The sequence below is a fragment of the Micrococcus sp. 2A genome (assembly GCF_039519235.1).
Classification (GTDB): Bacteria; Actinomycetota; Actinomycetes; order Actinomycetales; family Micrococcaceae; genus Micrococcus.
Map to the genome: position 1 here is coordinate 2549360 of NZ_CP154351.1, position 12510 is coordinate 2561869.

The window sequence follows — 12510 nt, forward strand, 5'->3', positions numbered from 1 at the left end:
GCCGCGCTCGACGCGTCAGCAGTCCCGGCGCATCACCAGCCGGGGCCGACCCGAGCCCTTGGCCTTCGTCTCCCCCACCACCGCGAAGCCGGCCTTGTCGAACATGGACCACGTGCCGGCGAAGGCCATGGTGAGGTCGATCCGGTCCGGTGCAGCGCCGGCGTCGGCCGCGCGATTGGCGATGGGGTGGGCCTCGACGGCCGGGGCGCCGAGGCGCGGGATCTCCGTGCGCGGACTGATGCTGCACCAGGCCACGGGCTCGCCGTCGGCGTACCCGACGACGCCGGGCGCGACGTCCCGGGCCGCGAGCGCGCGCATGGCGTCCTCGCGGGTCTCGCCGAGCTCGCGCATCTGCGGGGCGGGCGGGCCGTGGGTGGTGCGATCCGGAAATGCCATGGGCTGACGCGGATAGCCCATGACAATTCCAGGTCGAGGTCGGCGCCCGGGGCATCAGACCTGCGGGTTCACCCCTCGAGCTCCCGCACCGTCGCGGCCAGCTCGATGCGACCCTCCATCGGGTCGGCCATGATCTGGCGCAGCTCGGCGTCGGCGAACGCGTCGTCGTCGAACGCCTCCATCAGAGCGATCATCGAGGGGTGCGGGAGCGCACCGCCGGGGGCGTCCTCGAGGAGGTCCACGTCCTGCTCGCCCGCGGTGAACGCCGCGTAGCGCTCCATGCGGCGCGGCAGCACGCCGGTGACGGTCTCGAAGCCCTCCGCCGCGAACGAGGGCGGTACCTCACCCGCCACCGGCAGCGCGAGGACCATCTCGACCGTGGTCGCGCTCCGCGCGCCCGGACGCATCGCCGTCCACATCGGGCCCGCCGGCTGGAGGCCCGCGGCGACGGCGGCCTCGCCGAGCGCCCCGAACTGGTCGTTGGCCCCGGCGTTCGCCGCGTCGGCGTCGAGGGCGTCCAGGTGCAGCTCCATGACGACGCCGACCCACGCGACGGCCTCGGCGGTGCGCTCCCGCACGACCGGCGCGCCGTCGTCGGGACCCTCGGCGTGCGCGCGGGCCAGGGTGAGGGCGCGGTCCTCCAGGTCGCGACGGCGCCGCAGCGCCTCTGCGTGCTCCTCCAGCAGGGCAGGCATCCGGTCGGGCTCCTCGAGGACCGCCTTGACGTCCTCCACCGCGAGCCCGGCGGCGCGCAGGACACGGATCTGCACGGCGGCCCGGACCTGACTCGGGGCGTAGCGGCGGTAGCCGGAGTGCGGGTCGACGTCGACGGGCGCGAGCAGGGCGCGATCGTCGTAGAATCGAAGGGCCTTCACGGACAGGCCTGTGGCGAGTGCGAACTCGCCGATGCTCATCAGGGCGGTCATGGGGTGATCCTCTCTCGGGGGTGCTCCCAGCGTGGGCGCTCCTCCAAGGGGAGGGTCAAGGCGGATCCGGGCGGTCTTGGCGTGGAACGCCTCGGCTCGAGACGCCCGGCACGATTGCGGGCGCGGGGCACGGGCGGCGAGACGAGTCGGCCCGCCGACACCTCAGACCTCCAGCAGCACCTTGATCTCGCGGCGCTCGTCCATGGCCTTGTAGGCCTCGGCGGCCTCGTCGATCGGCAGGCGCTTCGTGAAGACCTTGCCGGGCTGGATCTCGCCGGACTGGATGCGCTCGATCAGCTCCGGCAGGAAGCGGCGCACGGGGGCCGGCCCACCCTCGAGGTGGATCTCGCGGCCGAAGAGGGCAGAGCCGTCGATCGTCTGGTCGTGGGAGACGCCCACGAACCCGACGTACCCGCCGGGCCGCACGGAGGCGAGCGCCTGGTCCATCGACTCCTGCGTGCCCACGGCCTCGCACACGCCGTGTGCGCCGTAGCCGTTCGTGAGCTCCTTGACCTTCGCGGCGCCCTCCTCGCCGCGCTCGGCGATGACGACGTCGGCCCCGAACTCCCGCGCCAGCGCGGCCCGGTCCTCGTGGCGCGAGAACACGATGACCTTCTCCGCGCCGAGGGTCTTGGCGGCCAGGACGGCGCACAGGCCGACGGCGCCGTCGCCGACCACGGCGATGGTCGTGCCGGGGCCCGCCTGCGCGGCCACGGCGGCGTACCAGCCGGTGCCGAGCACATCCGAGGCGGCGAGGTAGTCGGCCAGGCGATCCGGGTCGGAGGGCTCGCCCCCGGGCACCTTCACGAGGGAGCCGTCCGCGAGCTCGACGCGCATGTACTGCGCCTGGCTGCCCGTGTACTCGCCGGCGTTGACGCAGCGGGACTGGTAGCCGGCCTCGCAGATCTCGCACGTGTTGTCCGAGAGCATGAACGATCCGATCACGAAGTCGCCGAGCTGGAGGGTGGCGACCTCCGCGCCCTTCTCCACGATCGTGCCCACGTACTCGTGGCCCATCCGCCGGTGGTCCACCTCATTGTGCCCGCGGTAGGGCCACAGGTCCGAGCCGCACACGCACGCGGCGGCCAGCTTCAGGACCACGTCGCCGGGCTTCTGCACGCGCGGGGTCTCCACGGTCTCCACGACGACGTCACCCGGCGCGCGCATGGTCACGGCCTTCATGGTGGCGGGGATCTCGGGGGCGGTGGGGGTCTGGGCGGTCATGGTCTGTCCTCTCGTCTGGCCCGGCGGTCCGGGCGGCGGTGTGCTGGGACCAGTCTTCCTTCCCTGGACGGTGGGGACGACGGATCGGCGACGCAGGCGGGGCCGGTGGATGGCCGCGTGCCAGCGGTTCGGCAGACCCCTCGAGGCCCCGCTCCATGACGATGCCGCCGAGCCTGGGTGCGTAAATACAGGCACTTCGTCCTGAAACCCGACCCGCGGTGCTTGAGGAAGGTGCTCCAGCCGTCCCGCGGCGCAGGCCCCACCCCGCACAGGGACGGGGCCCGCGGCCGCTCCAGCGGTGCCACCCAGGCCGCCGCGTGAGGCGACCCGGTCAGGAGGTGGCCAGCGCGTAGGCTGCGCAGCCCTGGATCTCCATGGAGACCGTCAGACGCTCGAGGGAGATGTTGCGGGCCACCGTGTCGTCCGAGGAATGGTATTCGGGCTCGAGGAAGAACCCGTCCCGGTGGAGCCAACCGAAGTTGCCGCTGTCCACGCCGACCTCGGAGAACGAGGCGTGGTCGGATCGGCCCATCGGGAAGATCTCACCCATCTTCGTCCGGTACCCCAGGCGGTCGCCGGCTGCCAGCACAGCCTGGTTCACCGGGTTGGAGCGCCCGTTGAGCTCCAGGAGCCAGTACTTCTCGGCCGGCTCCCAGCTGGTGGCGATCATGTCGTTGTTGAAGACCCCGCGGAGCCGGGCACGCTCCGCATCGGCCAGGTTCTGCGCATGATGCCGCGAGCCGACGAGACCCACCTCCTCTGAGCCCCAGAAGCCGAAGGAGAGGTCGGCCACCGTCGGCGATGTCGCCATGACCCGGGCCAGTTCGAGGCACAGCGCGGTGCCCGAGCCGTTGTCGTTGGCCCCGCGTGAGCCGATGACGCTGTCGTAGTGGGCCCCGACCATCACGCGGTCCCGCGTCCTGCCGGCGGCCCCCTTGCGGCCGGGCCGAGTGCCGATCACGTTGGAGCTGCGGGTGTCGCGGTACTCCATGGTGGTCACGGTCAGCCGGGCCTCACCGGCACGGATCAGCCCCAACAGCTGCTCCTTCTGGACCTGGCTGACGCCGACGACGGGGATGTCCACGCGCGGGACGGTCAGCCGGGGGATGAAGGCGGGCGCCTGGGACGGGGCCGTGGCGTCGCGGCGGGTGGCGATGACGGCGACGGCTCCCCGCTCGGCGGCAGCGACCGCCAGCGGGGTCACGTCCTCGGTCTGCGTGACCACCCGCATGAGCACCACGCCCGTCAGGTCCGCAGGGAGATCGGTCGGGGACGAGGACGGAGCGAGGCGCAGCGATCCGGTGACCGTGACGTCCTGGACCGCCTCGGCGGCGGACCCGACGCCCCATCCGAACCGCGCGTCGAGGCCGGCCCCGGACAGGGTTCCGATCCGCCGGTCCGGCACCGCGAAGCGTTCCACCTCCACGGTGTATCCGGCCCGATCCAGCTGCGCGGCGATGTAGTCCGCGGCGCGGTCCTCACCGGGCGTGCCGGTGTAGCGCTGGCCGATCACCTCGGTGAGGTACGTCAGATCGTCCACGGCCCGGGCGGGCCTGATTCGGTTGATGATCTGACGATCCTGACCCGTCAGGCGGGGCGGCCGGACGGCCCCCGGCCGGGTCGCGTCGACAGCCCATGCCGGCATGGCGAAGGCGGTGGTGGCCGCGCCGACCGCCCCTGCGCCGCTGAGGGCCAGGAACGATCGACGGGAGAGGCGGGAGGCGGAGGTGGGCATGCGGGCTCCTCAAGAGGCGGGGCAGAAGTGACACCCATCACACCCCATGTCTGGCCCGGCGGCAAGATGGCACGGAAGCCGGCCGACACACCCCGCTCGGCTCCCAGCGAACGAGCGACGCCGGGCGCTACGCTGTGGTTCCCATCACATCCGGCTCCCCTCGGAGGCCCGTCGTGACCCTCACCCTGCCCGCCCGCCTCGAGCTCACCGCCGCCGAGCACCCGAACTCCACCGCCCTGATCCTCGGCGAGAACCGCATGACGTACGCGGAGCTGCAGGACCAGTCCCAGCGCCTGGCCGGGCTCATGCGGCAGGAGGCCATCGGCCCCGGGGACCGCGTGGCGCTCATGGTGCCGAACATCCCCGCGTTCCCGGTGGTGTTCTTCGCGGCCCTGCAGCTGGGCGCCGTCGTCGTCCCGATGAACCCGCTGTTCAAGCGCCGCGAGATCGAGTACTACCTGGAGGACTCGGGCGCGTCGATGCTGTGGGCCGTGCCGTCCGAGGACGCCGTGGAGGGCGCCCGCGAGCGCGGTGTGCCGCTGCGCACCCTCGGCGAGGACGGCCTCGCCCCGCACCTCGCGGAGAGCCCCGGCCCAGTGACCGAGACCGTCGAGCGGGACCTCGAGGACGACGCCGTCATCCTCTACACCTCCGGCACCACCGGCCGACCCAAGGGCGCCCAGCTGACCCACCGGAACATGGGCACCAACGCGGACACCGCGGCGGAGACGCTGATCCAGCTCCAGCAGGGGGAGACCGTGCTCGGCTGCCTGCCGCTGTTCCACGTGTTCGGCCTCACGTGCGCGCTCATGGCGCCCGTCACCACGGGTGCCAGCCTGGCGTTGATCCCCCGCTTCGATCCCGCCGTGGCCGCGCAGACCGTCCGGGAGTGCGCGGTGGACGTGTTCATCGGCGTGCCCACCATGTACGGGGCCGTGCTGGCCGCGGCCAAGGACCATCCGGAGGACCTGGCCAGCCTGCGCCTGGGCGTCTCCGGCGGATCCGCCCTGCCCGTGGAGCTGCTGCGCCGCTTCGAGGCCACCTTCGACTGCGAGATCCTCGAGGGCTACGGCCTGTCCGAGACCTCCCCGGTGGCGTGCTTCAACCATCCGGGTGAGGAGCACCATCCGGGCTCGATCGGCCGCGCCGTCCGAGGGTGCGAGATGCAGCTGGTGACGCCGGACGGGGCCGTCGTGCCCGAGGGCGATGAGGAGACCCTGGGCGAGGTGTGGATCCGCGGGGAGAACGTGATGAAGGGCTACTGGGGCAAGCCGGAGGCCACCGCCCAGGCCATCACCGAGGACGGCTGGTTCCGCTCCGGCGACCTCGCCCGGCGCGATGCCGCGGGCAACTACTACATCGTGGACCGCACGAAGGACATGATCCTGCGCGGCGGGCTCAACGTGTACCCGCGCGAGATCGAGGAGGTGCTCTACGAGCACCCGGCCGTCGCGGAGGCCGCCGTGGTGGGGGTGCCCCACCCGGAGCTCGGCCAGGAGGTCGCCGCACACGTGGTGCTCGCCCCCGGCGCGCACGCCACGGAGGAGGAGCTGATCGAGCACGTGAAGTCCCAGGTGGCGCCCTACAAGTACCCGCGCACCGTGACCGTGCGGGACGGACTGCCCAAGACCGCCACCGGCAAGATCCTCAAGCGGGAACTTGCGCCGGCGGAGTGAGCTCGGGATGACCGCCCGGGCCGGACACACGGTGAGCCTCCCATGACGACCCTGCCGCGCCTGCGGGCGGAGGTGGCCCGGCGGTACGCCGCCCTCGACCTGCCCGCCTGGCCTGCCCCGCACCCGGACAGCGCCCCGCCCTGGGAGGAGGAGTACTCCCGGGTGACCGACCCGCAGCGGTATCGGATCGCGGCCGCCCGGGCCCGCGTGTGGGCCGAGGTGCTCGCGGAGGCGGGCGCCGCCGTCGCGCCGGACCCGGTGCCTGGCATCCCGCTCGACGAGGCCGGGCGCGCCGACCTGACGGTCCCCGTGGACCGGGCGCTGCGGGTGGCGCCGCCGGCCGGCGTCGACGGCGCCTCCCCCTGGTGGCTGCTGGAGACGGACGTGCCCCAGGCCGACGACGGCGGCGTCCTGCCGGTGATCCGGGTGGCGGTCGGCGCCCCGGGGCAGGTGCACGCGCTGCTCCCGGACTGCGGATGCGACGCCTGCGACCCCGGGTCGGACGAGCTGCTCGAGGCCGTGGACCAGGCGGTCGCGCGCGCGGTCGGGACGGGGGTGAGCCTGCGGGGCCGTCACGGGCAGCGGCGCCGGGACTGGCACGTGCACTGGCACGCGGACGGCACGGCCGAGGGGATGGGCCGGGTCCCGGGATGGCCGTTTGCGGCACTCACGGACGCCTGCCGAGACCTGGCCGCCGGCGGCCGCCCGAGGCTGCCACGCGGGACCGAGGCGACCGTGCGGGCAGGGTGGTTCCCGGAGACGTGAGGGGGCGGAGTCGCCGGGCGCCGCCGCTCAGAACAGGGCCGCCACCCCCCGGGCGGCGGACGGGATGAGCCGCACGGCCCGCACCACGGCGAACGCGGTGACCACCGAGACGAGCACCCACTCCCGCCAGGACCCGGTCCGGCCGAGCAGGGGGAGCCGGAACCGTCCGGAGGACTGCCAGCACCACAGGCGTGCGGGAGGCTCCGGACTGAGCGGCCAGAGCAGGGCCACCCCGTTGTTGGTGAGGGCGTCGCCGAGGATGTGCACGCTCACGCCGACGGCCACGGAGACGGGGATCCACCACAGCCCGTCGCTGAGGACGGTCGCCGACACCGCGCCCAGAATGCCGAGCACCCACGCGGCCCTCCATCCCCGGTTCGGGAGCAGCCGGAGGGCCTTGGCGGCCACGGCCGCCAGGAACGCGGCGATGACCCCCTGCCCCGGCGTGTAGACGTGCCCCGCGATCGGCACCTGGATGGAGGCGGCCGCCGTCGCGATGGCGGTGAACGCCGCGACCCCCACCAACGAGTGTGTGCCGCGCCGATGCCCGCCGGCCACGTGCCGGATGCCGCGACTCAGCCACTCGGTCAGGGGCGGCAGGGCGTGGACGACGGTGGCCCGGGGGTGGTCCCAGTCGCTGATCATGGCCGCGCCGGCGGTGGTCACGGCGCCGAGCAGCTGGAGTTCGGCGGGCAGGTGCAGCACGGCGATCGGCGACTGCCAATGCGTGAGCGCCAGCCAGGCCGCGGCGCCGGTGGCCGCGTGGGACGGGCCCATCATGGGTGGGGTCCTCTCGTTCGCAGGACCGGGCCGCGTCACCGCGCCTGCGAGGGCCGGCCGGCGCCCGCGGGGAAGGAAGAGGACCAGGGTGGCAGGCGGGGCGGACACGGTAAGGAGGCCGCCGCGGCCGGAGCGGGTCGAGGCGGCCGCCCGACCTCTGCCGGGGCGGCCACCCGGCCCCTCACCCCGTCATCGCCAGCACCAGCGGGGCCAGCAGGGCGGTGAGCACGCCGGAGCAGGCCATGGCGAGGGCGGAGAACGCGCCGGTCTTCGGCCCCTCGGCGAGGGCGCGGGCGGTGCCGATGCCGTGGGAGCTCACGCCGATGGCCAGGCCGCGCACGCGGGGGTCGCGCACGCGCAGCCGGTCGAGCACCCAGGGGGCGAACACGGCGCCGAGCACGCCGGTGAGCACGGGAAGCACGGCGGCGAGGGAGACGATCCCGCCGCCAGCGTCGGCCACCGCCATGGCGATCGGCGTCGTCGCGGACTTGGGGGCGAACGTGGCGGCCAGCGCGGCGTCCCCGCCCATCAGCCGCACGATCAGCACGGCGCTCACCATGGCGGTCACCGAGCCGACGGTGACCCCGACGGCGACCGGCAGCAGCAGCTTCCGGATGTCAGGGCCGGCCCGGTACAGGGGGACGGCGAGGGCGACGGTGGCGGGGCCGAGCAGGAAGGTGAGGTAGCTGCCGCCGATCATGTAGGTCTCGTAGTCGATGCCGGTCAGGGCCAGGAACGCGGCCACCAGCACGATCGCCACGAGCACGGGCGTGAGCAGGGCGGTCTGCCGGGCGGCGAGCCACAGACGGCGGGCGAGCACGGCGACGGCGAGGGTCAGCGCGATGCCGAACAGCGGTGTGTGCAGGAGCGCGTCCCAGGCCTCGGCGAGGGAATCGGTGAGTTCGGCGGCGTTCACTGTGCGTCCTCCTTGTCCGTGAGGCGGCGGGCGAGCGGGGCGGCGACGCCGGCGGTGACCACCAGCCCCAGCACCCAGGGCACCACGAAGCCGACCAGCATCAGCGCCCGGTGTTCCCCGATGAGGCCCAGCACCGCGACGACGCCGACGCCCGCCGGGACGAACAGCAGCGGCAGGTGCTGGAGCAGGTGATGGCTCGCCGTCATCACGGGCGCGTCCTCGGCCGGCCGGCGCCACGCGAGCAAGCCGAGCAGCAGGAGCATGCCCAGCACGGCCCCAGGGATCGGCAGGTGCAGCGTGTCGGCCACGAGCGTGCCCGCCAGCTGGCAGAGCAGCAGGATCAGCAGGCCCTCGATCATCGGGGCTCACCCGCCTCGGACGGGCCCACGGGCGGCAGGCCGGGGACGACGCCGGTCCCCGCGGCGTCGAGGTGTGCCTGCAGGGCGCGCTGGGCGTCTGCGGCGCGCCCGGCGGCCAGCTGAGCGCAGATCTCGGCGTGCCCATCGAGGAGGCGGCGGGCGGCGTCGACGGATCCGCCGGTGGCGGCGTGGATGAGGCGGGCCAGGCGGGGGGCGAAGGTGCGCACGACCTCGTCGAAGGCGGCGTTGCCGCACGTGGCGATCACGTCGCGGTGGAAGCGCACGTCCAGCGCGGAGAACGCCGCGAGGTCGCCGGCGTCCAGGGCGGCGCGTTGCTGATCCAGGTTGGCGGTGAGCGTGGCGACGAGGGGCCCGACGGCGTCGGGCCGCGCGGCGACCGTGGCGAGGGCGGTGGACTCGAGGAGGCCGCGCAGGGCCGTGAGGTCGGCCACGGTCTGCGGCGTGAGGGCCTGCACGGACGCGCCCTTCTTGGGGAGGAGCCGCACCAGGCCCCAACGCTCGAGCTGGAGGAGGGCCTCCCGGGCCGGCGTCCGGGAGATGCCGGCCTCCGTGGAGAGCTGCATCTCGGTGAGCACCTCCCCCGCGTGGATCTCACCGCGGACGATGCGCCAGGACACGTCGTGGGCCAGGCGGCCGGCAGCCGTGGCACGACTGCCCCATAAGGGGTCGGAGAGTGAAGTCATGCGGGCCAGAATAATCGGATGCATGCATGGATGTATGCATTGTGTCGGACTCGGAAGGCGCCCGGGTGGGGAGGGGCACAGAATGCCGGCGCCTGTCGAAGCGGGCATGCGGGACGGCTGTCAGCCGAGTCCTGTGCCGGTCAGGGGTGCGCGGGGATGGCGCGGTTGCGGGCGGCCCCGCCCCTGACTGGCCGTTGCGCACCGCGCGCCTGACGCTGCGCCCACACCGGGAGGACGACCTTAGCTGGCCCTGCCGGATCGGTGTCTCTGGTGGTGGGGAACGTGGGCATGCCCGTGGGGACGTGATCCTGTGGCTGACGGACCGCGAGTCATCCCGCGGGCCTCACCTCGTGTGTTCGCCTGACCATAGCCGGGGCACTACATACGGCACTGAGGCTGGTCAACCCTGTAGACCGCCCCCGTCAACCACGCCGGCCCGCACGCGCGGCGAACTCGTCCAGACAGGCGAGCACCTCGGTGGCCAGCCACACCCGGTTCCGACGCTGGCTGGAGACCGGCTGCAGCGCACCGGCCTCGACAAGCTGGTCCACGGCCCGCTGGGCGGCCGGGCGCGAGACACCCAGCGCCTGGGCCAGATGGTCCACGGTCACGGCAGGCTGCGCGATGATCACCGCGAGCGCCCGCCAGACCGCCGCGTCCCGCCGGGCAGTGAGCCGCTCGCGCCAGCCGGTCAGGGCCTCGTCCAGGTCCGCGACGAGCTCTCGGCCGTTGTCGACGGCGGCCAGGGCGGCCTGCGCGAAGCGGCGCACGATGGGCGCGGGGTCGCCGTCGCGGTAGGCGGTGAGGGCGTCGAAGTATCCGGCCGTGTCCGTGAGGAGTCCCGCGGAGAGGGGCACCCCCATACGGGTGATCGCGCCGGCCCGGTGCAACACGGCGTGCACGAGGACGCGCCCGGTGCGGCCGTTGCCGTCCGCGAACGGGTGGATGGTCTCGAACTGGGCGTGCGCGATGGCGGCCAGCAGGGCGGGCTCGTCGAGGTCGGCGGCCAGCCGGGAAGCAGCGCCCATGGCCCTCACGTTCGCCGCCACGAGCGCTGCGTTCGGGCGGGTGCGTTCGCCGAGAGTCGCCAGGGCGAGGGCTCGCGCGCCTGCGGTGATGTGCTCGATCTGCGAGGAGGACGCGGACTCAGTGCGAAGGAGCACCGCATCGATCGGGGCGATCTCTCCCGTGAGCCCCGGGAGGGCGTGGCTGATCTCAGCATCGAAGCGCACGACGGCGGCCGTCGCCTCCTCGACCTCGGTGGCCAGATCGGAGGGCAGGTCGAGCCCGAGTCGGGCGATGCGGGCTGGGAGCGCGGCTCGATACGGGCCCGAGGCGCGCGGCCGGGCACACTGCTACGAGTCCGGGAGCACGTAGTGCGCTGCGCGCCGCTCCCCGCGCAGTTCGAGGAGACCCTCCTCCGTCATGCCTTTGAGCACCGCCCGCGCGGCCGTGGGCGCGATCTGGCATAGTTCCGCGGCTTTGCTGCGGGTGATGGATCCGTATTCGCGGATGTAATCGGCGATCAGCCGCCGCTGTTGGATTCGGTCGACCGGACGCAGGCGCAGGTAGGCGGCTCGGTCTTCGGCCAGCTCGTAGAACCGCGCGGTCAGCATGTACCGCTGCGCCCGGCCGTTCCCCCGCGATTCCAGGACGCCGGCCTCGACGAGCGCGGTGGCAGCTGCGCGCACGTCCGCCACGGGCAGTCGAAGGCGTTCCGCTGCCTCCGCCGCCCCCGCAGGCCCCCCGTGCTTGATCTCGTGGACCACCCGCAGCTCGGTCAGGGTGAGTGCACGCTGGCCCTCGTTCTGCCGGCGGGCCAGGAAGATCAACAGCTCCCTGTCCTCGTCACCCAAGGGGATGTCGACGATCACGGACCGCTGCGTGGAGCGGCCGTAGTCCGGCGTACCCCGGCCGGCTCGGAGCTGCGAGGCGAACATGTCCTGAACCCCCTTGCCCCGGCGCTCGACGAGACCGGCGCGCTTGAACACGTTCGCCAGGGCAGGGCTGCGGGGAGCCGAGCGGTTCAGGATGTTGGCCGGCGAAACGTCACGGGGGAACCCGCCAGGGCTTGCGACGGAGAACGTGGACCCGGTGAGGGTCACCTGGATCGGCCCCACCTCGGCGTAATCACGGTGCACAAGGGCATTGGCGATCGACTCGCGCCGCACACTCTCGGACAGCAGGGGTACATCCACTCGGACGAGACCCACCTCCACGGGTGTGACGGAGTTCCGCAGAGCCAAGCGGGCCTCGATCTCCTCGAACGCGTTCACCAGGGGAAGCAGCAGGTCCTCATTCGCTTCCACACCGTGGGGTCGGGAGTCCTGGAAGAGGACTTCCGCAGTCGGGGCCCACCTGCGCAGCGCATCCGACGTGCCGAAGACCAGAACCGCGCCGAGACTGATGCCGCCGTCCGGAGTGAGGAGGTCCAGCGTCCGCAGCAGTTCCGCATCCGTGAGCTCCGCAAGACCGCTGTCACCAGCCGACTGGCTGGCCAGTCGGCGGAACCGGTCGAACTCGGTTGGATCGAGGTGCCCCCACTCGGCCCCGCGCGCCTCCGCCCGGGCGTAGTCCAGGCCGACGCCGTCGAACCCAGCCCGCAGGACGTCCATGGGTGTCATAGGCATGCACGCGGGGCGACCGTCCGGCCCCACGACGCGCTTGACGAACAACCCCTTGCGCGTGCCGACGAACGACGACCTCGCCTGGGGGACGGTGATGACCGCCACGTCTTTGCCCTCCCAGGGGACCACCTCGACGTCCACGCTCAACGGCGGCTCGATGCCGTTCTGGATGCGTCCAGCCAAGAGGTCTGCGTCCACAGCACCACCATGCTCGGCTGTCGTCCCGACGACGGTGCCGTCGTCGTCGACTCCGACGAGGATCCGGCCTCCAATGCCGTTGGCCATGCAGACGACGGCCTGGTAGAGGTCGTCCTTCCCCAGCCGACGTTTGAACTCGACGTCCAAGGTCTCGCCCGCAGCGAGGAGGGGTCCAAGGTCCATCTCATAAGTATCCATAGTTAT

12 protein-coding genes are annotated in these 12510 nt (G+C 73.0%); 2 read left to right on the plus strand and 10 right to left on the minus strand.

Features of this window, described 5'->3' with window-relative positions:
• Nucleotides 1-15: 15 nt before the first annotated feature.
• From AAG742_RS11850 to AAG742_RS11865, 4 genes are all read right to left on the minus strand, one after another.
• A complete protein-coding gene (locus AAG742_RS11850; protein ID WP_298714505.1) occupies nucleotides 16-396 on the minus strand; it encodes a hypothetical protein in 381 nt (126 codons plus the stop codon).
• Nucleotides 397-464: 68 nt separating this feature from the next.
• Nucleotides 465-1322, minus strand: a complete 858-nt coding sequence (locus tag AAG742_RS11855; RefSeq protein WP_248115849.1) for a MerR family transcriptional regulator — start codon at nucleotides 1320-1322, stop codon at nucleotides 465-467.
• A 162-nt stretch (nucleotides 1323-1484) separates the two neighbouring features.
• Nucleotides 1485-2546, minus strand: a complete 1062-nt coding sequence (locus tag AAG742_RS11860) for a zinc-binding dehydrogenase (protein WP_298714508.1) — start codon at nucleotides 2544-2546, stop codon at nucleotides 1485-1487.
• A 331-nt stretch (nucleotides 2547-2877) separates the two neighbouring features.
• Nucleotides 2878-4281, minus strand: a complete 1404-nt coding sequence (locus AAG742_RS11865) for a M28 family peptidase (RefSeq protein WP_298714511.1) — start codon at nucleotides 4279-4281, stop codon at nucleotides 2878-2880.
• Nucleotides 4282-4454: 173 nt separating this feature from the next.
• On the opposite strand from AAG742_RS11865, the gene AAG742_RS11870 reads away from it, so the two are divergent.
• Together AAG742_RS11870 and AAG742_RS11875 are read left to right on the plus strand one after the other, a co-directional pair.
• Nucleotides 4455-5957 carry a long-chain fatty acid--CoA ligase gene (locus AAG742_RS11870; protein ID WP_298714514.1) on the plus strand — a complete coding sequence of 501 codons (1503 nt, stop codon included), beginning with the start codon at nucleotides 4455-4457 and terminating at the stop codon, nucleotides 5955-5957.
• Nucleotides 5958-5999: 42 nt separating this feature from the next.
• Entirely contained in the window at nucleotides 6000-6722 is a 723-nt protein-coding gene (locus AAG742_RS11875; protein ID WP_248115853.1) for a DUF6226 family protein, read from the plus strand.
• Nucleotides 6723-6749: 27 nt separating this feature from the next.
• Here AAG742_RS11875 and AAG742_RS11880 read toward each other — a convergent pair whose 3' ends face one another.
• From AAG742_RS11880 to AAG742_RS11905, 6 genes are all read right to left on the minus strand, one after another.
• Entirely contained in the window at nucleotides 6750-7502 is a 753-nt protein-coding gene (locus tag AAG742_RS11880; protein WP_298714517.1) for a metal-dependent hydrolase, read from the minus strand.
• A gap of 181 nt (nucleotides 7503-7683) precedes the next feature.
• Nucleotides 7684-8418, minus strand: coding sequence for an LrgB family protein (locus AAG742_RS11885; RefSeq protein ID WP_248115855.1), 735 nt, complete (start codon nucleotides 8416-8418; stop codon nucleotides 7684-7686).
• Nucleotides 8415-8777 carry a CidA/LrgA family protein gene (locus AAG742_RS11890; protein ID WP_248115857.1) on the minus strand — a complete coding sequence of 121 codons (363 nt, stop codon included), beginning with the start codon at nucleotides 8775-8777 and terminating at the stop codon, nucleotides 8415-8417. The genes AAG742_RS11885 and AAG742_RS11890 overlap by 4 nt, the downstream gene beginning before the upstream one ends.
• Complete coding sequence (locus AAG742_RS11895; protein ID WP_248115859.1) at nucleotides 8774-9481, minus strand: GntR family transcriptional regulator; 708 nt, start codon at nucleotides 9479-9481, stop codon at nucleotides 8774-8776. Before AAG742_RS11895 ends, AAG742_RS11890 begins: the two co-directional genes overlap by 4 nt.
• A gap of 422 nt (nucleotides 9482-9903) precedes the next feature.
• Nucleotides 9904-10713, minus strand: coding sequence for a Fic family protein (locus AAG742_RS11900; RefSeq protein WP_343282162.1), 810 nt, complete (start codon nucleotides 10711-10713; stop codon nucleotides 9904-9906).
• Between the two features lie 123 nt (nucleotides 10714-10836).
• The gene (locus AAG742_RS11905; protein ID WP_248118570.1) at nucleotides 10837-12489 is read right to left on the minus strand and encodes a crosslink repair DNA glycosylase YcaQ family protein; all 1653 of its coding nucleotides are present in this window, start codon (nucleotides 12487-12489) and stop codon (nucleotides 10837-10839) included.
• Between the last annotated feature and the right edge of the window lie 21 nt (nucleotides 12490-12510).